Origin of the sequence: Catellatospora tritici, assembly GCF_019083965.1 — a bacterium.
GTDB classification, from domain to species: Bacteria; Actinomycetota; Actinomycetes; order Mycobacteriales; family Micromonosporaceae; genus Catellatospora; species Catellatospora tritici.
The window spans coordinates 123,141-145,779 of sequence record NZ_JAHRCY010000012.1; the positions used below are offsets into that span (position 1 = coordinate 123,141).

Consider the following 22,639-nt stretch of genomic DNA (forward strand, 5'->3'; position numbering starts at 1 on the left):
CGCTCAGGTGCGGAAGTGCTTGGCCAGGGTATTCAAGAGGGGCTGGCGGTCGGCCGGGGCCAGGCCGAGGTGGTAGAGGCTGAGCCGGTTCGCCCCGGCGTCGCGGAGCCGGGCCACGTGGTCGGGCAACTGGTCGGCCTGGGCAGGTGGCAGCACCGTCACATAGGCATCCACAGTGGTCCGGTCTGCCAGCGCCGAGACCAGTTCGGCCGTGGCCGGGTCTGTCGGCCAACACGGGATCAGCACATTGTCCACCTCGGACAGCAGTTCGGGCACCAGACCAGGCGACGGTCCGGCGGCCCACGGGTCGGGATGGGCGTGCAGGGTGATCGAGGCCTGCGGGGCGTGTTCGCGCACCGCCGCGAGGACCTCGGCCACCAGCGTGGTCGTCGCCGCCTGACGGGTCGCGAGCAGCGCGGACGCGAGGTCGTCGGGCAGCCAGGTCGCCGAGCGGGCGGCCTCGCGCAGCGCGGCGGTGACCTGGGCCGGGTCGAGTCCGCGCGCGGTCCAGGACGCGGCGCAGGCGTCGCAGCAGCAGACGCTGAGCGCCCGCTGGACCAGCGGCGGGAAAGCGCCGTCGGTCTTCTCGTGGCAGCCGATGTGCGCCACGCCCATCTGCCCGGCCGACTCCAGCGACACCCCGTCGACAGGCAGTCCGCGCAGCGCCTCGGCGGCCAGCACCGCACAGTGCTCGCGCACCTGCGGCCGCGCCGGGCACAGGGCGTACGGGTAGTGCTCGCCGAAGCAGTTGACCACGCTCAGGTCGGGGTGGGCCAGGCCGAGCCGGGTGCTGTGGGCCAGCACGACCCAGGCGTTGACCGGGATACCGGCGGCACGCAGCAGTTCGACCGCGGCACCGGCGGGGTCGTCGTGGCCCGGGATCCAGTCCGGTGCCTGCGGCACCAGGCGCCGACCGGCCCAGGCCTGCTCGCGTACGGGGCGATACAGCGCGGCGTACCGGGCGTCGACCAGCCGCCGCGACGGGTGCAGCGGCGTCGCCGCCCGCGTCGAGTGGTACGACACGGCCAGCGTCACCGCGTCGGCACCGGTCCGCGCGAACCGGTCGACGAACCCGGGATCGCCCAGCACGTCCCACGGGAACGCGTGCACGCTGATCACCATCGCGGCCTCCGCTTGGTGTACTCGGGCTCGAAGATCCGCCGGTACGACGTGTCGTCCCGCTCCCGGATCGCGCACCGCAGGTAGTTCTCGTGCAGCCGCGCCAGCGCGTCCCGGTCCAGGCTCACGCCCAGGCCGGGCGTGTCCGGCACGGTGACCGCCCCGCCGGTGATCGGCAGCGGCCGCTCCAGCACGTCGACGCCGCACTGCCAGGGCGTGTGCGTGTCGGCGGCGTACGTCAGCTCCGGCAGCGCCGCGCCGAGCTGCGTCATCGCGGCCAGGCTGATGCCCAGGTGGCTGTTGGAGTGCATCGACACCCCGACGCCCCAGGTCCGGCAGATCGCGGCGAGTTCGGCGCTGCGCCGCAGCCCACCCCAGTAGTGGTGGTCGGACAGCACCACCCCGACCGCGCCCTGGCCGAACCCGGGCGGGATGTCGGCGGGGCTGACCACGCACATGTTGGTGGCCAACGGCATCGGTGCCGCCTTGGCGACCTCGGCCATACCGGGGATGCCGGGCGTCGGGTCCTCCAGGTACTCCAGCAGCCCTTCGGTCTCCCGGGCGACCCGGACCGAGGTCTCCACGCTCCACGCGGCGTTGGGGTCCAGCCGCAGCGGCAGGTCGGGGAACGCCTCACGCAGGGCCCGGATCGCGGCGATCTCCTCGTCGGGCGGGAACACGCCGCCCTTGAGCTTGATCGAGCCGAACCCGTACTCGTCGATCAGCTGCCGGGCCTGGGCGACGATCCCGGCCGGGTCGAGGGCGGCCGGGTACGGGTCGTCGACCGGCGGCAGCCCGCCGACCAGCGACGCCGGGCCGTCGGCGGTCGGGTGGACAGCCCACTTGTAGAACAGGTACGCCGAGAACGGCACCCGCTCGCGCACCTTCCCACCGAGCAGATCCGCCACCGGCCGCCCGGTCAGGTGCCCCTGCAGGTCGAGGCAGGCGACCTCGAACGGGGCGAACACCCGCAGCGCCGTCTTCTGCGGGCTGGAGTCGCCGGTCAGCCCGTGCCGGTCGGGTGAGTCGGCACCGCCCAGCACCCGGCACACCCGGCGCCACAGCCGGTTGGTGTCGAACGGGTCCAGCCCGACCAGCGTCGCTCCGGCGGCACGCAGCAGCTCCAGGTGCGGGGCGTCGCCGTAGGTCTCGCCCAGCCCGACCAGGCCGTCGCCGCAGCGCAGCTCGACGATGGCGCGCAGCGCCCACGGCTGGTGCACCCCGGCGGAGTTGAGCAGCGGCGGGTCCGGGAACGCCACCGGCGTGACCACGACCTCGCGGATCCTCATGCGGTCGCCTCGGCAGGTGCGGTCGCCTCGGCAGGTGCGATGGTCTCGGCCAGGGCGGCGCGGCCGCGCGCGATGATGGCGGCCAGCTCGGCTTCGTGCTCGGGCGTGATGTCGACCAGCGGCGGGCGCACGTGCCCCATCGCCTGCCCGTCCAGCCGCGCCCCGGCCTTGACCAGCGCGACGGCGTAGCCGGGCACCTTGTCGCGCAGGGCCACCAGCGGCAGGTAGAACGCGGTGAGCAGCTTCGCGACGACGGCCCTGTCTGCGGCGCGGACGGCCCGGTAGAAGGCGGTGGCGATGTCGGGGGCGAAGCAGAGCACGGCCGAGGAGTAGCTGTCCACGCCGATGGCCTCGTACGCCTGGACGGACATCTCGGCGGTGGGCAGCCCGTTGAGGAACCCGAACTCGGCGGCGCGGGGGTGGCCGGACTCGCGTACCGCCACGACCAGGCGCAGCATCGCGTCCACGTCGCCCCGGCCGTCCTTGATGCCGACGACGGTCGGGATGTCCAGCAGCGCCACCGCTGCGGCCGGGTCGAGCACCGCGTTGGCGCGCTGGTAGACGGTGATCGGCAGCGCGGTCGCCGAGGCGACGTAGCGCACGTGCTCGACCAGCCCGGCCGGGGTCGAGGAGACCAGGTACGGCGGAAGCAGCAGCAGCCCGTCGGCGCCGCAGTCGGCGGCGATCTGCGCGAACTCCCGGGCCTGCTGCGGGCCGCCGCCGCAGCCTGCGAAGATCGGCAGGCGGCCGTCGGACACCCGAACCGCCGTGGCCACGACGTCGCGGTACTCGTCGGTGGACAGCGCGGTGAACTCGCCGGTGCCGCAGGCGACGAACAGCGCGCTGGGCGCGGCCGCGATCTGGCGTTCGACGTGCTCGGCGAAGACCGCCAGGTCGACCTTGTCGTCGCCGGTGAACGGAGTGAGCGGGAACGAGAGCAGCCCCTGCAGGCGCATGGTGGTTCTCCTCGGTAGTGGCTGTGCGGACGGGTGGCGGCGTCAGCCCTTGACGGCGCCGGAGGTCAGGCCGCGCATGAACTGGCGCTGCATGGCGATGAAGGCGAGCACGCTGGGCAGCAGCGCCAGCAGTGCGGCGGCCAGCAGCACGCCGATGCCGACCTGCTCGTCGGAGCGCAGCGTGCGCAGCGCCAGCGGCAGGGTGAACTGCTGCGCGTCGGTGGCGACCAGCAGCGGGAGCAGGTACTGGTCCCAGATCATGGTGAAGCCGAAGATGCCGACGACACCGAGCGCGGGACGGCACAGCGGCAGCACCACCGACCAGAAGACGCGCAGGTCGCCCGCGCCGTCCAGCCGGGCGGCCTCCTCCAGCTCGACCGGGATCTCCTTCATGAACTCGGTCATCACCAGGATGGAGAAGGCCCAGGCGCCGACCGGGATGATCATGCCGAGCAGGGTGCCGGTGAGGTTGACCTCCGACAGCACCAGCGACAGCGGGATCGCCAGCACCTCCTCGGGCAGCATCATCGTGGACAGCACCAGCAGGAACACCAGCTTCATCAGCGGAAACGTCTTGCGCGCCAGCGAGTACGACGCCGACACGCTGACCGCGATCTGCAGCAGCAGTCCCCCGCCGACCACGATGAACGAGTTCGCCAGGTAGCCGAGCACGCCCCGGTCGAAGGCGCGGGTGAAGTTGTCCAGGGTGAACCCGCCGCCCGACACCAGCGTCGTCGGGTCGTTGACCTTCGTGAACGCGCCGATCATCAGCGCCAGCAGCGGCCCGGCGAAGACGACGACGAGCAGGCCGTACACCACGACCTTGACCAGCACCGCCAGCGGCCCGCGCCGGGCGGTGAAGCCGAGCGCGCTGTCGAATCCGGAGGCCATCACGCCACCTTCCGTTCCGAGCGGGACCGGACCACGCGCACGACCAGGGTCAGCAGCACGGTCGCGGCCAGCAGCAGCATCGAACCGGCGGCGGCGACGCCCAGTTCGCCGCGTTCCAGGCCGAGCTTGTAGATCAGCGTCATCATCACCTCGGTGGCGCCGTTGGGGCCGCCGTTGGTGAGCAGGAAGATCTCGGTGAACACCCGCAGCCCGCGGATCGCGGCCAGGGTGAACAGGATCGCGAAGACCGGCCGCAGCGCGGGGAAGGTGACGTGCCACAGCCTGCGGGTGACACTCGCGCCGTCGACGGCGGCCGCCTCGTAGAGGTTGCGGTCGACTCCGGCCAGGCCCGCCAGGAAGATCATCATGTCGTACGGCGCGCCGCGCCAGATCCCGACGCCCATCACGCTCAGCAGCGAGCTGTCCTGGCTGTTGAGGAACTGCGACGGTCCCATCCCGAGCCAGCCCAGCACGGTGTTCACCGTGCCATCGGGTGCGGGGTAGTACAGGATCCGCCACACCTCGGCCACCACCGCCATCGCCACCACGGTCGGCAGGAACACCGCGGTGCGGACCACCCACAGGTGCTTGGCCGAGCCTTCCAGCAGCAGCGCGAGCGCCATCCCGAGCAGGATCGACCCGCCCGTCTGCCCCACGGCCAGCACCGCGGTGTGCCCGATCGCGGCCAGGAAGTCCTCGTCGGCGAACACCTGTGTGTAGTTGTCCAGCCCGACCCACCGGTCGCCCAGGTACGGGCGGACCTCGTGCAGGCTCATGGCGACCGCCTGCGCCATCGGCCAGAACTTGAACAGCGCGAAGATCGTCAGTGCCGGGGCGAGGAACAGCCACGGGCTCAGCGCGCCGGTCAGGTCGAGGCGGCGCCGTCGCGGCCGGGCCGCGGGGTCCGGCGGCGGGGCGATCCGCCCAGCCGCCCGGCCGGGGCGTACGGCGGTCGCCGCCGCCCCGGAACCGGTGTCCTGCATCAGTCGCTCCAGCCCTCGGCCAGGCGCGTCACGCGCCTGCTCCCTGCTTCTTCAACTCGGCGCCGAACTTCTCGGCCAGCTTCGCCAACTCCGCCTTGGGGTCGGAGCCGCAGTCGGACACGATCGCGTTGAGCGCCTCGGCCGACGCGGTGCGGAACGGGGTCCACTCCGGCACGACCGGCGCGTACCGGCCGACCTCCTTGTAGACCTTGTCGAAGACCAGCCAGCGGGTGTCGGTGCGTACCTTGGCCAGGTCGACGTTCTTGTTGACCGGCAGCCGGACCACGTTGCCGTCGGTGTCACCGGCCATGCCGACGGTCTGTCCCTGCTCGCTGATCAGGAACTCGGCGAAGCGCTCCTGCCCGGCCGGGTTGGCCGAACCGGCCATCAGGTACACGTTCTCGCCCTCGGCCAGCGAGGCCGACTTGCCGCCGGGACCGGCGGGCAGCGCGACAACCTCGTACTTGTCCTTGCCGAGGTTCTTGTCGAACCGCGCCATGTTGTACGGCCCGGTGAAGTAGATGCCGCCCTTGCCGGTCTCGAACAGCGGGTGTGCCTGCGTGGTCTCCGCGGTGACCGCGCCGGGCACCACGCTCTTGGCGGCGCAGAACTGGGCCTTCAGCCACTGTGCGGCGGCGACCGCCTGGTCCGAGCCGATGGCCGGGGTCAGGCTGCCGGGGCTGCCGCTGAAGTAGTCGGCGCCCGACGCCCACAGGAAGCTGCTGAAGTACCAGTCCAGGTAGCCGCGCTTGGTGGAGCCGGGGATGACATACCCGTAGGTGTCGGCCTTGCCGTTGCCGTCAGGGTCCTTGGTGGTGAACGCGGTGGCCAGCGCGTCCAGCTCGGCCCAGCTGGTGGGCTGGGCCAGGCCCAGCTTCTCGCGCCAGTCCTTGCGGATGAACAGCGCGAACGACTGCGCCGAGAACGGCACCGCGTAGAGCTTGCCGTCGGCGCCCTTGGCCGCGTCCCACGCGGCCGGGGTGAGCTGGTCGCCGCCGTCGATGTCGGCCTGGTTCACGTCGCGCACCAGGCCCTGCTTGACCAGGGTGCCGAGCTGGGCGGTGTCGTTGACGACGATGTCGGGCAGCTTCTTCTGCGCCGCCGCCTGCTGCAGCTTGGTCTCGAAGTCCTCGAACACGGCGGTCACCTTGGTCGGGACGCCGGTGGCCGCGGTGAACTTCGCGGCCAGATCCTGGTGTGTCTTCTCGGTCGGCGAGCCTGGGGGCTTGCGGACCCAGATCTCCAGCGGCGCCTTGCTGTCGGCGGCCGGCTGGTCGTCACCACAGCCTGCCGCGGTCGCCAGCGCGAACACGGCCGCCAGCGCCGCCACGAGCCTGGTCGCTTTACGACTGAGCATCGGACGCTGCCTCCTGTCTACATATGTGGACGGATTCTAGTTATGTGCAAGCGGTGCACCGACAAGTTAGCGTCCGCTACTATGACCGTCAACACTCCTGAAACAATTCGCGTGGACGGTGGATCCATGACCTCAAGCCAGTCCGACAGCTCGCTGGTCAAGTCAGCCGAGCGCACGGTCCGCATCCTGGAGACACTGGCCGCGTCGCCCAAGCGGTTGAGCATCTCCGAGCTGCAAGAGATCATGGGGTATCCGCGCAGCAGTCTGCATGCCCTGGTCCGGACCCTGCGCGAACTCAAATGGGTGGAGGCCGACGACAGCGGCGCCACCTTCGGCGTCGGCCCGCACGCCCTGCTGTCCGGCACCGCCTATCTCGACCGCGACCCGGCCCTGCCACACGTCTACGAAGCCCTCGAGGACCTGCGCTCGGAGATCGGCTACACCGTGCACTACGCCCGCCGCGACGACGGCCACGTGCTCTACCTGGGCAGCCGCGAGTCCCGCGACGCCGTACGGGTGGTGTCCCGGGTGGGGCGGCGGCTGCCCGCGCACCTGACCGCGCTGGGGCAGGCGCTGCTGGCCGAGCTGACCACGGTCGAGGTCGACAAGGTGCTGCCCGACGTGCTGGAGGCGTACACGCCGCACACCGTCACCGACCGCCCCGCCCTGCACGAGGAGTTGACCCGGGTGCGCGACCGCGGCTGGGCCGTCGAGCACGAGCAGGGCACCACCGGCGTGGCCTGCGTCGCCGCGGCCGTGCACTACCGCATCCCGGCCACCGACGCGATCAGCTGCTCGATGCCCGCCGAGCTGGCCACCGAGGCCGAGGTGGAGCGGGTCGCCACGGCCGTGGTCCGCGCCGCGACCGCACTGGCGGGCACCCTGCGCCGCAACGGCATCCGCTGACACGACGGGGGTAGCCCGAGCCGGGCTGCCCCCGTCCCCCGTTCAGCTCAGTACGCGACACCCAGCGGGACGTCGCACCACTGGCCGCCGACCCGGGTCAGCAGCGGGTCCTTGTCGAAGTCCGGCTCGCCATGCTGGGCGATCAGCTCGTCGGCGAAGACCTCCGCGTCGTCGACCGGGTGGTAGCCCAGCGCCTCGCCCTCGGCCAGCGACCACCAGCGACGGGTGTTGCGGCTGATCCCCCACACGATCCGGAAGCCCGGCGACGGCGCCGACAGGCACGCCTCGACCAGGCGCACACCGTCGGCGGGCGACAGCCACATGGCCAGGCCGCGCAGGCCAGGCGGCTTCGGGAACCACAGGCCGATGCGCAGGCAGACCACGTCCATGCCGAACCGGTCGGCGTAGAGCTGCCCGCAGGACTCCATCGCGACCTTGCTCCAGCCGTACAGGGTGTCGGGGCGGCCGGGCAGGTCGGACGGCAGCAGCCCGTCGGGGCCGACCTGGGTCCGGTCCTGAAACCCGGCGGCGTGATTGGACGAGGCGAGCACCAGCCGGTTCACCCCGGCGGCGCGGGCCGCCTCGAACAGCTGGTACGTGCCGAACATGTTGGACTCCAGCACGTCGCGCACGTCGGACTCCCGGCTCTGGCCGCCCAGGTGCACCACCGCGTCGACGTCGCGCAACGCGGCGGCCAGCACCTCCGGGTCGGTCAGCGACCCGATCACCACCTCCTCGGCGCCGTCACCGTCGGGCAGCGGCGCGGGCGGGCGGATGTCCAGCAGTCGCAGCACCCGGCCCTCCCGCCGCATCCCGGTCCGCAGCAACGTGGCGACCTTCCCGGCCCCGCCAGTGATCAAGATTCGTCCCATGGCCAGCAGCATAGCCAGCCCGCCACCATCCAGCCAAGGTACAGAATTCCCTCCACATATGTGGACACCTTCACGGGCATTGTGCGGGCAGGGGCGCGCGCCAATCCACCGTCCTGCCATCGCAATACTTGAATGTATGATTGGATATCGTCCTACTCCAGGAGGCATCATGCGCAGGTCACGAACCCGCACTCGGATCGCTGCCGTCGCCGCGGCGGTGTGTCTTGGCCTGGTCGGCGCCGCCACCCCGGCCCACGCCAACGGCACGATCACCTTCGTCGCCTACTTCAGCGACGCCGCCCACACCAACCTCGTCGGCGGCTCGACCTTCAGCGAATGCCCCGGCGACCCCAGTTATCACTGGGGCGCTTACACCGCGTACTACACGATCGAATCCGAGCCCTGCCCCTGACCGCCACCCACCCCCAACCGCAAGGAAGGGCCCCTTCTTATCGCATTCCGACGAAGAAGGGGCCCTTCCAAACATCGTGGGGTGCGTACGCTGAGGCGTTGTGAAGATCATCCGTGCTGACCTCGCCCCGTCCGGTACGTTGCGTGCCTCCATCAACCTCGGCAATCCGGTGCTCGCCCAGGGCACCCCACAGGCGCCCAGCGGTGTCACCGTCGAGATCGCGAACCAGATCGGCGCCAGGCTCGGCGTGCCGGTGTCGTTCCTCTGTTTCGACGCGGCGCGCAAGTCGTTCGAGGCGATGCGGGCCGGTCAGGCCGACATCTGCTTCCTGGCAGTCGAGCCCGAGCGGGCCGCCGAGGTCGCGTTCACCGAGCCCTACGTCGCGATCGAAGGCGTCTACGCGGTGCCGCAGGACTCGCCGCTGCTGACCCTGGCCGACATCGACCGGGTCGGCGTGCGGATCGGCGTCAAGCAGGGGTCGGCGTATGACCTGTACCTGAGCCGTACGCTGCGGGCGGCGACGGTCGTACGGGGCGACGAGGGAGTCGACGTGTTCCGGGCGCAGGACCTGGAGGTGGCCGCGGGCATCCGGCAGCCGATGGAGTCGTTCACCGCGACCAACCCGGACGTGCGGCTGATCGACGGCCGGTTCATGCAGATCCTGCAGGCTGTCGGCACCAGCGTCAGCCGACGGCCCGAGACGGCGGCGTTCCTGCGTGAGGTAGTGGCAGACCTGAAGACCAGCGGCTTCGTGGCCGCGGCCCTACGGCGCTCGAACCAGTCCGAGGACCTCGTCGCGTGAGATTCCCACCGGCGTGGCACCGGGGGTGCGGCGCCGCGCCGGATCAGCGACGGCGGCCCGCCGCCAACGCGACCAGGAACTGACCGCCGCCAGGATCGACACTGGCGCTGACGTCGAGTGCGGGAGCCAGCCGTGAGAAGCGGTCGACCAGCCAGTCGGCGACCTGCTGCGCGTCGGCCCGATCCGCGCACCGGGCGACGACCTCGCGGCCGCCCTTGCGGTCCAGTCGCTCGGCGACCGACGTCAGCGGCGCCGGGTCGAACACGATGAGATCGGCCGGCCAGGGGATCACCGCGGTCACCGCGCCCTTGCGGGTGTTGCAGGCCCGGTGGGCCAGGCGCTCCCCGCCCGCATAGTCGCCCCCGCCCTTCTTCGCCGATTTCGGGTTCGCCGTCCTGCTGTCGACGCTCGGCCCCCGCGGGTCGTTCACCGAGACCGCGGGGTCGACGGGCTCGTCACACACCCAGCAGCGCCAGCCGTCCTGGTCGCCTACGTCTTCGAGCTGGCTCATCGGGATGCCGATCGTCGGAAGGACACGGACAAGGACACGCTAGCGTGCCGGCCCGGTACGGGTACGCGGCGGCCGTCCGGCCGGGTCGGCCTCATGGTCGGCGTGACGCGGCGCCGGTCGTCACCGGTCGCGCGATCAGGTCCTCAGCTCGACCCGATGCTCACGCAGCAGGGCCAGCATCCGTTCGTGCGGCACCGCGTACTTCACCCGACCGCGGTATCCGACCGTGGTCGACGCCATGAACAGCGAGTTCAGCAGGGCTTCGGCCACCGCGTCCTGTACCGCCGCGAAGACCGGCTCCAGGTCGGACTCCGCCGCCGGGCCACCGGGCTCCGCCGTCGAGAACGCCAGCGCGTAGTCGCCGCTGCCACCGGCGAAGTCGGAACCGACCCGTCCCATCGCGAACACCGCCCGGCGAGCCACCCGCCCGAGCTGGCGGGCGTCGAACCGACCGTCGGTGGCCACCACGAGCACGCACGAGTTGCCCGGATGCTCCGGCTCGTACGCGGGCCGCGGCGCACCGGTCGGCACGCCGACCGCCGCCGGGGTCACGGGTACTCCCGCCACCCGCAGCACGCCCGAGAAGTTCGCCTGCGCCAGCACTCCGACGGTCACTGGACCAGTCGAGGTAGGAGCGACGCGCGAGGAGGTGCCGATGCCCGCCTTGAAGCCGAGCGCCGCCGTGCCCGTACCCGCCCCCACCGCACCTTCGGCGGGCAGGCCGGCGCGCGCCGAGTGCAGCGCGCCGAGCACGTGCTCGGCCCGGATCGGGCGGGCCCTGATGTCGGACAGGAAGCCGTCGTTGGTCTCGGCGACCAGCGGGTTCAGTGACTGGACCGCCTCGCGGCCGGGCTGGGTGAGCATGTGGTCCAGCAGCGCGTCGGCGGCGCGGAACACCGACAGCGTGGCGGTCAGCACGACCGGCGTCTCGATCTCGCCCAGTTCGACCACCTGCGTGGACCCGACCAGCTTGCCGTAGCCGTTACCGACGTACAGCCCGGCGGGCAGGGATCGGCGGGAGGTCAACTGGTCGGCGACGATCGCGGTGACACCGGTGCGGATGTCGTCGCCTTCGATCAGGGTCGTGTGGCCGACCCGGACCCCCGGCACGTCGGTGATGGCGCCGACCGGCCCCGTGGGCAGGTCACCGACGACGATGCCCAGGTCGCGCGTACGGCGGGGTTGCTGGCTGGCTGACACTCCCCCATCCTGCCCGGTCGTCGCGCGGGGCCGGGACCCGACACCTGAATGAACGTCATTCATCTATATTTACAATCATCGCTTCCTTCGATAAACATGGGCCGCCATCGATTAATTCGTGGCAGTCGATGAGTTGGAGAGGAAGCACGTGAGACGTATGCTCGCGGGCGCCGCAGGCGCCCTACTACTGGCCGCCCTGGTCACCCCGCTGTCAGCGGCCGCGTCCGTCGCGGCGCCCACCGGTGCCCCGACCCTGGCCGCCGCCAACGCCGCGCTGGCCCAGCACCGCGACGTGATCCATGGCAGCGACGCCGAGACGTACACCGTCGCGCGCACCATCGCCGACGCCGGCGGCGCCGGTCACGTCCGCTACCAGCGCAGCTACCACGGCCTGCGGGTGTACGGCGGCGACCTGGTCGTGCACACCGCCCCGAACGGCGCCTTCGCGGGCGCCTCGACCGGCCTCACCGCCCCGCTGACCCTCGGCGTCCTGCCGAAGGTGACCACTGCCGCCGCGCAGGCCGCTGCCGCCAAGGCGTTCACCGGCCGGGTCACCTCCGTCGGCGGCAGCGAGCTGTTCGTGGATGCCAGCGCCCCGGCCGCGCCGCGGCTGGCATGGGAGACCGTCGTGCGCGGGTGGGCGCCGGACGGGCTGACCCCATCGGTGCTGCACGTCATGACCGACGCGCTGACCGGCATCGTGCGCGGCAGTTTCGACGAGGTCGAGACCGTGCTCGGCACCGGCTACTCGATGTACTCCGGAACGGTCTCCATCGACACCACGCTGACCTCGTCGTCGCCGGTGACGTACTCGATGATCGACCCGTCGCACGGCAACAACCGGGTGTGCAGCATGGGCAACAGCACCGGCGCCTGCACGACGATGACCGACGCCGACAACATCTGGGGCAACGGCACACCGAGCAACACCCAGACCGCCGGGGTCGACGCCTACTTCGGCGCCGCCAAGACCTACGACTACTTCAAGAACGTGCACAGCCGCTGCGGCATCCTGGGCGCCTGCGCCGGGGTCACCTCGCGGGTGCACTACGCCAGCAACTACGTCAACGCGTTCTGGGACGGCACCCAGATGACGTACGGCGACGGGTCCGGCAACATCCGGCCGCTGACCGCACTGGACGTGGCGGGCCACGAGATGAGCCACGGCGTGACCGAGGCGCTGGCCGGGCTGATCTACTCCGGCGAGTCCGGCGGCCTCAACGAGGCCACCAGCGACATCTTCGGCAACATGGTCGAGTTCTACGCGGGCGTGGCCGCCGACCCGGGCGACTACCTCGTCGGTGAGAAGATCGACATCTTCGGCACCGGGGCGCCGCTGCGCTACATGTACAACCCGCCGCTGGACGGTTCCTCGTACGGCTGCTGGTTCTCCGGCATCGGCAGCTCCGATCCGCACTACTCCTCCGGCGTGGCCAACCACTTCTACTTCGACCTGGCCGAGGGCACCGGCGCCACGGCGTACGGCACCAGCCCGATCTGCGGATCGGCCGCCCCGGTGACCGGCATCGGCCGGGCCAAGGCGGAGAAGATCTGGTACCGGGCGCTGGACGTCCACTTCGTCGCCAGCGAGACGTACGCGCAGGCCCGGACGCACACCCTGAGCGCCGCCGCCGACCTCTACGGCCTCTGCTCGACCGAGTACAAGGCCGTGCACCTGGCCTGGGCGGCGGTCAACGTGGTCGGCACCGACCCGTGCGCCGGGCCGACCCCGGGCAGCCTGGTCTGGCTGCGCGCCGACGCGGGCGTCACCAGCAGCGGCGGCCTGGTCAGCAACTGGACCGACCAGAGCGGCACCGGCCACCACGCCAGCATGACCGTCGCCGCGCGCCAGCCCAGCCTGGCCAGCGGCGTCGTCAACGGCAAGCCGGTGATCCGCTTCGGCGGCAGCCAGTCGCTGAGTCTGGTGACGATCAACCCGTCGGCGTTCACCGTGTTCGTGGTGGGCAAGAACTCCAAGACCACCGAGTCGTACAGCATGATCCTCGGGCCGGGCGGCAACAACGCCAACAACCAGCTGCGCTGGGAGAACGGCACGCAGGCGCTGGTGTACGGGTCCAACGGCATCCCGGCGACCACCAGCACGATCGGCAACACCCGGGTCTTCCACGACCTGGTGATCCGGTATGACGGCGCCACGCTCAAGGTCTACCGCGACGGGACGCTATACACCTCGACGCCGGTCGCGGCGAGCGGCGGGTGGTCGATCAACCAGATCGGCGCCTACTACTCGTCGGCCTACATGCAGGGCGACCTTGCCGAGCTGCTGGTCTACTCCAGCGCCCTCAGCGACACCGATCGCGTCTCCACCCAGAACTACCTGAAGTCCAAGTACGCCCTGCCGTAAGCGGCCGACGGTCCGGGCGCCGACCGGCGCCCGGACCACGCCCACCCGCTCGGCGCGCGGCGAAGACCGAGTTCAGTCCGGTTCGGCGTCCGAGTGGCAGTCGCGAATCCGTCATGGCACGACAGCGACCGCGAACCTACCGTCAGGGCATGCGCCCTCTGCCCTCCGCGATCCTCTGCGCCGGACTCGTCGCCGCGACCGTAGCGGCCATCGCCACCCCGGCCGCCGCCATGCCCGCCGGTGACCTCACCATCCACCGGGCCGGGACCTGCGAGTGGTACCAGGACTCCGCCGCCAACCTCTGGATCGCGCCCGTGCTGGCCGCGAACTGGACCGGCACCACGTTTCCGAGCAACGCGTTCAACATGCGCTCCAACTACGGCAAGCGCACGGCGGGCGGTCCGGTCACCTCGGCGGCGCCGTTCCGCTGGGCGATCGGCGGCGAGCCCACCGCGGGCAACTCGTTCCTTGGTCACACGGTGCTGCTGACGGCCACCATCGACCCGATCAACACCGTGTACGAGCTGGACGAGTCCAACAACACCACGGTCATCACCGTCCCGGTCCCGGCCACTCCGCCGCCGGCCAGTGGCACCGTGGTCACCATCCCCTGTTTCTGACCCGCCGCTGTTCCGGGGCCGCCGTGCGCTGTCACGAGCCGGCGGCCCCGCGCCCGTCCCACCACCGCACTCGACCCACCCACCGCGCCTCGCCCGTCGGCCGGGCGGCGAGCAGGTCGTTCCCACCGCCACCGCCGATGGCCGCATCAGCTCGAGTCCAACCCGGACCATGAAGGGGGCCGACCGCGCCGCTCGCGGGTAGGCTCGGCGACGGGGAGGGCAGCTACGGTGAGCGGCATTGTCCAGCCGCCCGGGGTGGGCGCGAGGCTGCGGGAGCTACGCCGCGGAGCGGGTGTGACGCAGCAGGAGCTGGCCGCGCGAAGCGGCCTGAGCCTGCGGGCGATCCGGGACCTGGAGAACGGCCGGGTCGCGGCGCCACGCCCGGTGACCGTACGGCGGCTGGCCGAGGCGCTGGGCCTGACCGCCGCCGAACGGCAGGCGTTGGCCCCGCCCGCGCCCGCCGGACCGGTGCAGGTGGGGATCCTCGGTCCACTGCGCGCCTGCCAGGGTGACAGCACCGTCGAGCTGGGACCGTCCCTGCACCGTACGACGTTGGCGCTGCTCGCCCTCAGCGCCGGTGAGCCCGTCCCCGCCGACGACATCGCCGCGGCGCACTGGCCCGACGACCGCCCCCGGAGCGCGATCCGGCAGATCCGGGCCGCGGTAGCCACCCTGGGCCGCCTGCTCGTCGGGTCGCGCATCACCGCGGCGGCCGCCGGGTTCGCGCTGGCCGTCGGGCAGCGGCTGGACGCCACCCGCTTCGACACGCTCGTCCGCCAGGCCGAGCGGCAGCCGCCGCAGGCGGCCGCGGCCACGTTGAGTGCGGCCCTGAACCTGTGGCGGGGGCCGGTCCTCGCGGGCAGCGCGCTACGCGACCACCCGGCCGCCGCGGCGCTGAACCGGCGTCGGGTCTCGGCCGCGCTCGCGCTGGCGATGCTGGACGCCGGGGCCGCCACCGAGCCGCTGCGGGCACTGGCCGCCGACGAACCCCGGCACGAGCAGGTGCACACCGCGCTGATGACGGCCCTGACCGAAACCGGCGACCGGTCGGGTGCGCTGCTGGCGTACGCGGAGATCACCGGCCGGTTGGCCGACGAGTGGGACGTCGAACCCGGGGAGGAGCTGCAGGCGGCGTACGCCCGGGTGCTCGGACACGCCCCCGCCGCGGCGTTCGGGGTGCTGCCGGCGCAGCTGCCCGCCCCGGTCACCGGCTTCGTCGGCCGCGAAGACCTGCTCAAGCGTCTCGACGAGGACGAGGGCCTGTCGCTCGTGGTCGGCAGCGCCGGGGTGGGCAAGAGCAGCCTCGTGGTCCACTGGGCCCAGCGCGAGCGCGGGTCCTTTCCCGATGGCCAGCTCTTCGCCGACCTGCGCGGGTACACCCCGGACGCGGCCGCGGTGCCCGCCGAGACGGTGCTGCGCGGCTTCCTCGACGCGCTGGGGGTGGCGCCGGAGCGTGTCCCGGCCCGGGTGGAGGCACTGTCCGGGCTCCTGCGCAGCCTGCTCGCCGATCGGCGGATGCTGATCGTGCTGGACAACGCCTACGACGCCGCGCAGGTGCTGCCGCTGCTGCCGGGCGGGACGGGCAACCGGACCGTCGTCACCAGCCGCGACCAGTTGATCGACCTGACCGCGGCGACCGGGGTCGCCCCGATCACCGTCGGGCTGCTCGCCCCGGCCGAGGCGCGCGACCTGCTCGCGCGCCGGCTCGGGGCCGAGCGGGTGGGCGAAGACCCGGCCGCGGCCGACCAGATCGCGGCCAATTGCGCCCGGCTGCCGCTGGCGATCAGCGTCGTGGCCGCTCGCGCGGCCGGACGGCCGGAGGTTCCGCTGCGGATGGTGGCCGAGGAGCTGCACGCGGGTGGGCACGAGTTCGGGGCGGTGCGGGCGGCGTTCGACTGGTCGTACGCGCGGCTGGACGGCGACGCCCGCCGCCTGCTGCGGCTGTCCGCCGCGCACCCCGGCCCCGACTTCACCGTCGCCGGGGCGGCCGCGCTGACCGGCTGGCCCGCCGCGCGGACGCGGGCCGTGATCGAGGAGCTGGTCCACGCGCACCAGGTCAGCGAGCTGACGCCGGGCCGTTTCGGGCTGCACGACCTGCTGCGGGCGTACGCGCGGCAGCTGCTGCCCGCCGAGGAGGGCCAGGCGGCGACGCTGCGCGTGCTCGACGCGTACGAGGCGACGGCGCATCGGGCGGCGATGCTGGTGGAGCCGCACCGCGAGCCCATCGGCGCCGACGGCGGCGGCCCGCCCACGACCGACCTGTCCGACGCCGACACGGCGATGGCGTGGCTGGCCGCCGAGCACGCGACGCTGGTCGCCGCGGTGGCCCAGGCCGAGGCGCTGGGCCGGGATCGGCAGGCCTGGCATCTGGCCTGGTCACTGCTGGACTACCTGGACCATCAGGGCCACTGGACGGACTGGATCGCGGTGGAGGAGATCGCCCTGCGCGCCGCCGTGCGCGCGGACGACCGCCGCGGCGAGGCCTACGCCCACCGCCTCCTCGGACGCGGCTACGCGCAACTGGAGCGGTACGCCGAAGCCGGTGACCACTACCGGGCCGCCGCGCGGCGCTACGCCGACCTCGGTGACGCGGTCGGGCAGGCGCATACGCTGATGAGCCTGTCCTGGATGGCGGAGATGCACGGCGACCACGAGCGGGCGCTGAGGCAGCGCCAGACCGCGCTCGCGCTGTACCGGCGCTGCGGGCACCGGATCGGCGAGGCGCGGACCCTCAACGCGGTGGGTTGGGCCCACCTCAACCTGGGCGACTACGCACAGGCGTTCACCCTGTGCCGACAGGCGCTGGCCCTCAACGAACAGGTCGACGACGGGTACGGCCGGGCCGCGATCTGGGACAGCCTGGGGGTGGCGCACCACCGCCTCGGCGAGCCCACCGAGGCCGTGCGCTGCCTGCGCCGGTCGCTGGAGGTGTTCCGTTCCGCCGGGGACCGGTTCAACGAGGCCGACGTGCTGCTTCACCTCGGCGACGCGTACGCCTCGGCCGGTCGTGGCGCGGCGGCCCGCGCTGCCTGGCGATCGGCGTGGGAGATCCTCGACCAGCTCGGCCATCCGCGCGCGGACGAGGCGAGCAGCCGCCTGAACTGACCGGCAGATCGCTGCCGGGCTGCGCGTACGCGGCCGGACCGGCAGTCCGGAGCGGCAGTTTTATCCATTCAAGCGTTTCTATCAATCTCTCGTTGCCACCCCCGGTCACCCGTGGCACCGTCGGAACCATCGCCCACTGATCCAGGCGTCGTCGCGTCCGGGCCGGGTTTCCTACGGGGGAGGCCCGGCCCGACCGTGTGGCGGGGCTCTCAGATCTAGTCGTTGACAAGATGTGCGGGTGAGCGCAATCTTGGCAGTGACAAGATTGGAGAAAGTGATGGCCCCCCTCATCGCACTCGTCGCGGGTTCCGTGGTGCTGCGTCTGCTCGGCCTGGCCGGAGTGGACGCCCTCGACGCCTGGCAGCCCGCACTGCGCGGCGGACTGGCGCTCATGTTCGTGACCACGGGCGCGGTCCACTTCGTACCCTCGTGGCGCCGCGACATGATCGCGATGATCCCGCCGCGTCTGCCCCGCCCGGACCTGCTGGTCACCCTCACCGGTGTACTGGAACTCGCCGGCGCGGTCGGGCTGTTCATCCCCCGGGTCGCACCACTGGCCGCGACCGGGTTGGCGCTGCTGATGGTGGCGATGTTCCCGGCCAACGTCTCAGCCGCGCGACGCGGGCTCAGCCTGGGCGGCAAGCCCGTCACCCCCCTCGCGCAACGCACGGTCCTGCAGGTGGTCTTCATCGCCGCCGCGATCGCCGCCGCCGTCTGATCGCCACCTCGGTCGGGTCGCCCGCAGCCTCGGTGAGGCCGCGGGCGACCCCGTCCCCGCTCCGTACAGGGCGACTTCGTCCGTGCTTTCCTCGCTGGTATCCCGCGTGACCGAACGGCCCTGATCAGTGGTTTCGCCACGACGGCGCGCGCACCGTGACGCGCCGACCGGGATGCCCTGCGGCGACCGCCGATCCAGATGCGAAGCTTGAACGATGACCGATCGCAACGTGCTCGGCGGCGAACTCGAACCGTGCGGCACCGATCCGATGACCGGCTTCCACCGCGACGGATGCTGCACCACCGGACCGCAGGACTTCGGCAGTCACACGGTGTGCGCCGTGGTCACCGCCGAGTTCCTGGCCCACCAGCAGCGGGTGGGCAACGATCTGGTCACCCCGCGGCCGGAGTGGGACTTCCCTGGGCTGCGCCCAGGCGACCGCTGGTGCGTGGTGGCGGTGCGGTGGCTGCAGGCGTTCAAGGACGGCGCGGCGGCGCCGGTGGTGCTCGCCTCGACCAACGAACGGGCGCTGGAGATCATCCCGCTGGAGGTGCTGCGCCCGCACGCGGTGGACGTGCCGCCGGACCTCGCCTCGCTACAGCAGTAGCGGACCCGCGTCAGCTCCGGGCACCCCGCAGCACCGGAAGGACCTGGCTGCCGAGTTCCTGGATCGTGTCGCCGACCTCTGCCGGGTCGCCCGCCGCCTCCACCAGCAGCATCAGCCGCCGCACCCCGGTGGCCTCGACCGCCTGGCTCAGCCGCTCCGCGAGCCGGGCGGCGGGCGCGGGCGGGTGGAGGCCGAGCAGCCGGTCGGCGTAGGCGTCGATGTCGCGGCTCGCCGACGGGGACGGTGCCAGGCGCACGTACTCCCCGGTCCGCCGCAGCCAGGCCGCCAGCGTGCGCCGGACCCGTCCCGGGTCGCCGGTGAGTGCCAGGTGCGCCGACACGTGCTCCACCCGGACGCGGCAGTGTTCGGCGTGCGCGTCGAGCATGGCCCGACGCCCGGCGAGGTCTTCGTGCACGCCCAGCAGCAGCGGCAGGCCGCGTTCGGCCGCGGTCCGCGCGGTCGCGGTAGAGGTGGCGGCCACCCACACCGGCACCGGCCGGACCGGGGCGGGCACCACCGACACCGGCCGGAACGCGAACGTCGGCCCATCGGCGGCGACCGGCCCGTCGCCGGACAGTGTCCGCAGGAGCAGATCCAGCGACTCGGTGAAGCCCTGCTCATAGCGGGGCAGGCCGGTGCCGAAAACCTCCAGGTCGACCCATGGGCCGCCGCGGCCGACGCCGAGGGCGAACCGGCCGCCGGACACGACGTCCAGCAGGATCGCCTCCTCCGCCAGCGCGATCGGGTGACGCGTGGACAGGATCGCGGCGGCGGTGCCGACCCGGATGCGGCTGGTCCGGCCGAGCAGGTAGGCGGCCAGCGCCACCGCCGACGGGCACGAGCCGTAGCTGATGAAGTGGTGTTCGGCCAGCCATACCCCGTCGAACCCGGCGGCTTCGGCCGCCTGGGCGTACCCGGTCGCCGCGGTCAGCGCGGCGGCGGCCGACAGGCCGCCGACCTGCCCGCAGACCAGGAACAGGTCCACGGCAAGTTCGGTGGCCACCGGCGCGGCCCGGACCGGGTCGGCCGGTTCGGCGGTCACCGGTTCGGCGGTCACCGGGGGCCGGGGGCGGTCACGGGACGCGTCCGATGAAGGCGAGCAGCCGCGTCTGCACGTCGGCGTCGGCCGGGACCTCGACCCTCGGTCCGTAGTGGCCGCTGTCGCGCAGCGCCTGCTCCATCGGCAGCATGCCCGCGAGCATCCGCGCGCACCTGTCAGGGTCGAGCCGCTCGTCCTGGCCGGTGGCGCGGGCCAGGTCCCACGTGTGCAGGAAGACGTCGCTGGTGTAGAAGGTGGCGATCGCCTCGTCCAGCGGGAGCGAGCCGAGATGGGGGTTGGTCAGGGTCCGCCGCGCCGTGGTCGGATCGTCGAGCAGCGCCTGTACGCCGTCGCGGTGCACCGTCCAGGCCGCCACCGGATCCTCGTCCACCGACGGGCCCTTCGGCAGGTCCACCCCGGCACCGGCGTGTAGGAACGCGGGGAACCATTCGACCAGGTGCCGTACCACGTCCCGGGCCACCCAGCCCGCGCAGGGCGCTGGATCGTCCCAGGTCGACGGTGCCGCACCCCGCACCCGGTCGCTGAACGCACCGGCGACCAGCCGGTGCTCCTCAGCCGCACGCGTCACGGCACACCTCCTCGTCGAGTGTCCAAACCCGGCTCATCGTAAGCGCCCACGCAGGCGGTCAACGGCCACGACACCGTCCGGGACCCCCAAGACCATCGAAGTTGCCCGGCGATCGGGCGTATCCGGGCGTGGAATACGCCCGATCGCCGGGCAACTTGAGCGATCTTGATGGAGGGCGCGCCGGACCGGGTTCAGACGTTGCCGAAGAACCAGTTGCCGGGAGCGGTCTCGTCGGCGCCGATGTAGAACTGGCGTACGCCGACCATCAGCTCCTCGATGCTGAGGTAGCCGTCCTCGTCGCTGTCGAGCTTGTCGAACGCGAGGTTGATCTCGCCGACGGGAGTGCCGAAGGCGCGCTGCATGGTGGCGAACTCGTCGCGGCTGACGCGGCCGTCGTCGTCGGTGTCGGCCAGCCGCAGCACCGCCAGCGCGCCGGGGCGGAAACTGCGGTCGAAAGCGTCCCCGTGTACGAACGCCGAGGTCATGCCCTCGCGCCACTCCTGCGGGCTGAGCCGCCGGTCGTGGTCGACGTCCAGCGCCTTGGCCAGCTCCTGCCAGAACGTGCCGAAGTCCTCGGCCAGCCGCTGGGCCTTGGGCGCGTCGTGGACGACGCCGAAGTTCGCCAGCAGGCGTACCCCGAGGTTGTTGAGGTCCTGCTGTTCGACGTAGCCGCTGCCGTCGGCGTCCAGATGACTGAAGGCCTTGTCCAGTTTGCGTAGCTGCATCTCCGTTGCCATACCGGAAATCTAGGGTGCGTCCACACGAGAAGTCGATATGGGGTAAACATGCTTCATTCGGACGAGTGCCGGTTCGGGCCCGTCCCTGTCACTCCAGGCGCGAAACCTGATAATGGGCCAGTCGCCAGCCCGCGCCGGTGCGGCGCGCGATCACGCACAGGTACACCGGCAGCGGCTCGCGGCCGTCGGTGAAGGCGAACTCGGCGGTCAGGTAGCCCAACACCACATCCTCGGCCAGGCGCCGGGTCTCCCGGACCTCGTAGGTGACGCTCAGACCCGGCGGCTGCGCGGCGTAGTACGCGGCCACACCCTGCGGCCCCACGCTGTACGGATGCAGGCCCTGGAAGATCGCGTCGTCGGTGAAGTTCGCCGCGATCGCCTCCGGTTCGTGCCTGTCCACTCCGGACTGCCACCGCTCCAGCAGCGCGCGCAGGATCTCGGCCTCTTGACTGGTCATGACGTTCTCCCGTGGATGTCGCTGATGGATCACAGGTGTGCGGCGAGCCGGTTCAGGATCACGCCCGCCGGTTGCTCGGCGGCGTGCCGGAACCCGGTCCCGGCCCACAGGTGCAGCCGCTCGGCGTCACCGGCCGCCGCGGCGGCCCTGCGGATCGGGCCGGTCAGGTGGTGCAGCGCGGGGTAGCCGTAGGGGGCGGCCGCGCCGTACCGGTCGGTGAACGCGTTGCGCAGCGCTCGCGCGGGGCGCCCGGTGAACGCGTGGGTGAGCACGGTGCTCCGGTCGGCTGCGGCCAGAGCGGCCCGGTGCGTCGCCGAGGTGCCCGCCTCGTCGCTGCGCAGCAGCACGGTGCCGACCGCGACGGCCTCCGCCCCGGCGTGCATCGCGGCGGCCACCGCCTCGGGCGTGGCCAGCCCCCCGCAGGCGATCACGGGCAGGCCGACCGCGCCACGTACCGCTGTGACGAGGTCGACCAGCGGGATGTCGGGCAGCTGCCGGGTCGGGGTGAGGGTGCCGGAGTGCCCACCCGCCGCGGCGGCCTGCACCACCAGCGCGTCCACCCCGGCCTCGGCGGCGGCCCTGGCCTCGGCCACGTTGGTGACGGTCTGCGCCAGCAGCGCTCCCGTGCGCCGCAGCGCGGCCAGGTCGTCGCGGTGCGGGATGCCGAAGGTGAAGCTGAGCATCGGCACCGGATACGCCCGCAGGACGTCGAGTTTGCCCTGCCAGCCGTCGTCGTCCTCGACCGGCGCCGCCGCGTCCAGCGTCACGCCGAGCCGGTCGGCCTCGGCGGCGATCAGCTCGGCGTAGCGGCGGAACTCGGCGGGGTCGACCGGCAGCGGGTTGGGGACGAAGAGGTTCACCCCGAACGGCGCGCCCGTCGCCGCGGTGGCGATGATCTGCTCGGCGAGCTGCTGCGGCGTGCGGTATCCGGCGGCGAGGAACCCCAGCCCACCGGCGCGGGCCGCCGCCTCGACCAGGGCCGGGGTGCCCGCGCCGCCCGCCATCGGCGCGGCGAGCACGGGCAGGGTGAGTCCGAGATCGCGGACCGGTGCGCTTCGCATGGACGATCTTTCCAGGTGTGCGGTGGTGTGCTTTCCAGGTGTG

General features: G+C 72.2%; 22 protein-coding genes. 8 read left to right on the forward strand and 14 right to left on the reverse strand.

The window, feature by feature from the left end:
• Positions 1 to 3: 3 nt before the first annotated feature.
• From KUA19_RS26000 to KUA19_RS26025, 6 genes are read right to left on the reverse strand one after another with little or no spacing between them, the layout of a single operon-like run.
• A complete protein-coding gene (locus tag KUA19_RS26000) occupies positions 4 to 1,122 on the reverse strand; it encodes a hypothetical protein (RefSeq protein WP_217399957.1) in 1,119 nt (372 codons plus the stop codon).
• A complete protein-coding gene (locus KUA19_RS26005; protein WP_217399959.1) occupies positions 1,116 to 2,408 on the reverse strand; it encodes a glucarate dehydratase family protein in 1,293 nt (430 codons plus the stop codon). Before KUA19_RS26005 ends, KUA19_RS26000 begins: the two co-directional genes overlap by 7 nt.
• Positions 2,405 to 3,364, reverse strand: coding sequence for a 5-dehydro-4-deoxyglucarate dehydratase (locus KUA19_RS26010; RefSeq protein WP_217399961.1), 960 nt, complete (start codon positions 3,362 to 3,364; stop codon positions 2,405 to 2,407). Before KUA19_RS26010 ends, KUA19_RS26005 begins: the two co-directional genes overlap by 4 nt.
• Positions 3,365 to 3,406: 42 nt before the next feature.
• Complete coding sequence (locus tag KUA19_RS26015; protein ID WP_217399963.1) at positions 3,407 to 4,255, reverse strand: carbohydrate ABC transporter permease; 849 nt, start codon at positions 4,253 to 4,255, stop codon at positions 3,407 to 3,409.
• Complete coding sequence (locus tag KUA19_RS26020) at positions 4,255 to 5,238, reverse strand: carbohydrate ABC transporter permease (protein WP_217399965.1); 984 nt, start codon at positions 5,236 to 5,238, stop codon at positions 4,255 to 4,257. The genes KUA19_RS26015 and KUA19_RS26020 overlap by 1 nt, the downstream gene beginning before the upstream one ends.
• A gap of 28 nt (positions 5,239 to 5,266) precedes the next feature.
• Positions 5,267 to 6,595, reverse strand: a complete 1,329-nt coding sequence (locus tag KUA19_RS26025) for a sugar ABC transporter substrate-binding protein (protein WP_217399967.1) — start codon at positions 6,593 to 6,595, stop codon at positions 5,267 to 5,269.
• 126 nt (positions 6,596 to 6,721) lie between these two features.
• Here KUA19_RS26025 and KUA19_RS26030 point away from each other — a divergent pair, with 126 nt between their 5' ends.
• Positions 6,722 to 7,501: an IclR family transcriptional regulator gene (locus tag KUA19_RS26030; RefSeq protein ID WP_254550127.1), complete on the forward strand. Its 780-nt coding sequence runs from the start codon at positions 6,722 to 6,724 to the stop codon at positions 7,499 to 7,501.
• Between the two features lie 47 nt (positions 7,502 to 7,548).
• Here the strand turns inward: KUA19_RS26030 and KUA19_RS26035 are convergent, their stop codons facing one another.
• Positions 7,549 to 8,373, reverse strand: a complete 825-nt coding sequence (locus KUA19_RS26035) for an NAD-dependent epimerase/dehydratase family protein (protein WP_217399971.1) — start codon at positions 8,371 to 8,373, stop codon at positions 7,549 to 7,551.
• Positions 8,374 to 8,542: 169 nt separating this feature from the next.
• Between KUA19_RS26035 and KUA19_RS26040 the strand changes: the two genes are divergently transcribed.
• Both KUA19_RS26040 and KUA19_RS26045 read left to right on the forward strand, forming a co-directional pair.
• Positions 8,543 to 8,785: a DUF6289 family protein gene (locus KUA19_RS26040; protein ID WP_217399973.1), complete on the forward strand. Its 243-nt coding sequence runs from the start codon at positions 8,543 to 8,545 to the stop codon at positions 8,783 to 8,785.
• A 100-nt stretch (positions 8,786 to 8,885) separates the two neighbouring features.
• A complete protein-coding gene (locus KUA19_RS26045; protein WP_217399975.1) occupies positions 8,886 to 9,587 on the forward strand; it encodes a transporter substrate-binding domain-containing protein in 702 nt (233 codons plus the stop codon).
• A gap of 43 nt (positions 9,588 to 9,630) precedes the next feature.
• Here the strand turns inward: KUA19_RS26045 and KUA19_RS26050 are convergent, their stop codons facing one another.
• Positions 9,631 to 10,098, reverse strand: a complete 468-nt coding sequence (locus tag KUA19_RS26050) for a hypothetical protein (RefSeq protein ID WP_217399977.1) — start codon at positions 10,096 to 10,098, stop codon at positions 9,631 to 9,633.
• A 135-nt stretch (positions 10,099 to 10,233) separates the two neighbouring features.
• Positions 10,234 to 11,298 carry a P1 family peptidase gene (locus KUA19_RS26055; RefSeq protein WP_308167646.1) on the reverse strand — a complete coding sequence of 355 codons (1,065 nt, stop codon included), beginning with the start codon at positions 11,296 to 11,298 and terminating at the stop codon, positions 10,234 to 10,236.
• Positions 11,299 to 11,455: 157 nt separating this feature from the next.
• Between KUA19_RS26055 and KUA19_RS26060 the strand changes: the two genes are divergently transcribed.
• From KUA19_RS26060 to KUA19_RS26080, 5 genes are all read left to right on the forward strand, one after another.
• Positions 11,456 to 13,663 (forward strand): M4 family metallopeptidase, encoded by a 2,208-nt coding sequence (locus KUA19_RS26060; protein WP_217400226.1) that lies wholly within the window; start codon positions 11,456 to 11,458, stop codon positions 13,661 to 13,663.
• 149 nt (positions 13,664 to 13,812) lie between these two features.
• Positions 13,813 to 14,283 (forward strand): hypothetical protein, encoded by a 471-nt coding sequence (locus KUA19_RS26065; protein WP_217399981.1) that lies wholly within the window; start codon positions 13,813 to 13,815, stop codon positions 14,281 to 14,283.
• A gap of 255 nt (positions 14,284 to 14,538) precedes the next feature.
• Positions 14,539 to 17,388, forward strand: a complete 2,850-nt coding sequence (locus KUA19_RS26070; RefSeq protein WP_308167666.1) for a BTAD domain-containing putative transcriptional regulator — start codon at positions 14,539 to 14,541, stop codon at positions 17,386 to 17,388.
• Between the two features lie 277 nt (positions 17,389 to 17,665).
• A complete protein-coding gene (locus KUA19_RS26075) occupies positions 17,666 to 18,106 on the forward strand; it encodes a DoxX family protein (RefSeq protein ID WP_217399986.1) in 441 nt (146 codons plus the stop codon).
• 214 nt (positions 18,107 to 18,320) lie between these two features.
• Positions 18,321 to 18,713, forward strand: a complete 393-nt coding sequence (locus tag KUA19_RS26080) for a DUF2237 family protein (protein WP_217399989.1) — start codon at positions 18,321 to 18,323, stop codon at positions 18,711 to 18,713.
• A gap of 10 nt (positions 18,714 to 18,723) precedes the next feature.
• On the opposite strand, the gene KUA19_RS26085 is transcribed toward KUA19_RS26080, so the two are convergent.
• The 5 genes from KUA19_RS26085 to KUA19_RS26105 all read right to left on the reverse strand — a co-directional run bounded on the left by KUA19_RS26085 (position 18,724) and on the right by KUA19_RS26105 (position 22,596).
• On the reverse strand, positions 18,724 to 19,770 hold the full coding sequence (locus tag KUA19_RS26085) for an LLM class flavin-dependent oxidoreductase (protein WP_217399992.1): 1,047 nt from the start codon (positions 19,768 to 19,770) through the stop codon (positions 18,724 to 18,726).
• Positions 19,771 to 19,786: 16 nt separating this feature from the next.
• Complete coding sequence (locus KUA19_RS26090; RefSeq protein WP_217399995.1) at positions 19,787 to 20,341, reverse strand: TIGR03086 family metal-binding protein; 555 nt, start codon at positions 20,339 to 20,341, stop codon at positions 19,787 to 19,789.
• Between the two features lie 191 nt (positions 20,342 to 20,532).
• Complete coding sequence (locus KUA19_RS26095; RefSeq protein WP_217399996.1) at positions 20,533 to 21,078, reverse strand: EF-hand domain-containing protein; 546 nt, start codon at positions 21,076 to 21,078, stop codon at positions 20,533 to 20,535.
• A gap of 88 nt (positions 21,079 to 21,166) precedes the next feature.
• The gene (locus tag KUA19_RS26100) at positions 21,167 to 21,535 is read right to left on the reverse strand and encodes a YybH family protein (RefSeq protein ID WP_217399999.1); all 369 of its coding nucleotides are present in this window, start codon (positions 21,533 to 21,535) and stop codon (positions 21,167 to 21,169) included.
• A 29-nt stretch (positions 21,536 to 21,564) separates the two neighbouring features.
• On the reverse strand, positions 21,565 to 22,596 hold the full coding sequence (locus tag KUA19_RS26105; protein ID WP_217400001.1) for an NAD(P)H-dependent flavin oxidoreductase: 1,032 nt from the start codon (positions 22,594 to 22,596) through the stop codon (positions 21,565 to 21,567).
• Between the last annotated feature and the right edge of the window lie 43 nt (positions 22,597 to 22,639).

Excerpts from the sequence above, each read along its gene's own strand:
- KUA19_RS26050 (WP_217399977.1), bottom strand. The coding sequence starts at position 10,098 with ATGAGCCAGCTCGAAGACGTAGGCGACCAGGACGGCTGGCGCTGCTGG.
- KUA19_RS26040 (WP_217399973.1), top strand. The coding sequence starts at position 8,543 with ATGCGCAGGTCACGAACCCGCACTCGGATCGCTGCCGTCGCCGCGGCG.
- KUA19_RS26100 (WP_217399999.1), bottom strand. The coding sequence starts at position 21,535 with ATGACCAGTCAAGAGGCCGAGATCCTGCGCGCGCTGCTGGAGCGGTGG.
- KUA19_RS26005 (WP_217399959.1), bottom strand. The coding sequence starts at position 2,408 with ATGAGGATCCGCGAGGTCGTGGTCACGCCGGTGGCGTTCCCGGACCCG.
- KUA19_RS26060 (WP_217400226.1), top strand. The coding sequence starts at position 11,456 with ATGCTCGCGGGCGCCGCAGGCGCCCTACTACTGGCCGCCCTGGTCACC.
- KUA19_RS26020 (WP_217399965.1), bottom strand. The coding sequence starts at position 5,238 with ATGCAGGACACCGGTTCCGGGGCGGCGGCGACCGCCGTACGCCCCGGC.
- KUA19_RS26000 (WP_217399957.1), bottom strand. The coding sequence starts at position 1,122 with ATGGTGATCAGCGTGCACGCGTTCCCGTGGGACGTGCTGGGCGATCCC.
- KUA19_RS26065 (WP_217399981.1), top strand. The coding sequence starts at position 13,813 with ATGCGCCCTCTGCCCTCCGCGATCCTCTGCGCCGGACTCGTCGCCGCG.
- KUA19_RS26075 (WP_217399986.1), top strand. The coding sequence starts at position 17,666 with ATGGCCCCCCTCATCGCACTCGTCGCGGGTTCCGTGGTGCTGCGTCTG.
- KUA19_RS26035 (WP_217399971.1), bottom strand. The coding sequence starts at position 8,373 with ATGGGACGAATCTTGATCACTGGCGGGGCCGGGAAGGTCGCCACGTTG.
- KUA19_RS26105 (WP_217400001.1), bottom strand. The coding sequence starts at position 22,596 with ATGCGAAGCGCACCGGTCCGCGATCTCGGACTCACCCTGCCCGTGCTC.
- KUA19_RS26010 (WP_217399961.1), bottom strand. The coding sequence starts at position 3,364 with ATGCGCCTGCAGGGGCTGCTCTCGTTCCCGCTCACTCCGTTCACCGGC.
- KUA19_RS26095 (WP_217399996.1), bottom strand. The coding sequence starts at position 21,078 with ATGGCAACGGAGATGCAGCTACGCAAACTGGACAAGGCCTTCAGTCAT.
- KUA19_RS26030 (WP_254550127.1), top strand. The coding sequence starts at position 6,722 with ATGACCTCAAGCCAGTCCGACAGCTCGCTGGTCAAGTCAGCCGAGCGC.
- KUA19_RS26025 (WP_217399967.1), bottom strand. The coding sequence starts at position 6,595 with ATGCTCAGTCGTAAAGCGACCAGGCTCGTGGCGGCGCTGGCGGCCGTG.
- KUA19_RS26015 (WP_217399963.1), bottom strand. The coding sequence starts at position 4,255 with ATGGCCTCCGGATTCGACAGCGCGCTCGGCTTCACCGCCCGGCGCGGG.
- KUA19_RS26080 (WP_217399989.1), top strand. The coding sequence starts at position 18,321 with ATGACCGATCGCAACGTGCTCGGCGGCGAACTCGAACCGTGCGGCACC.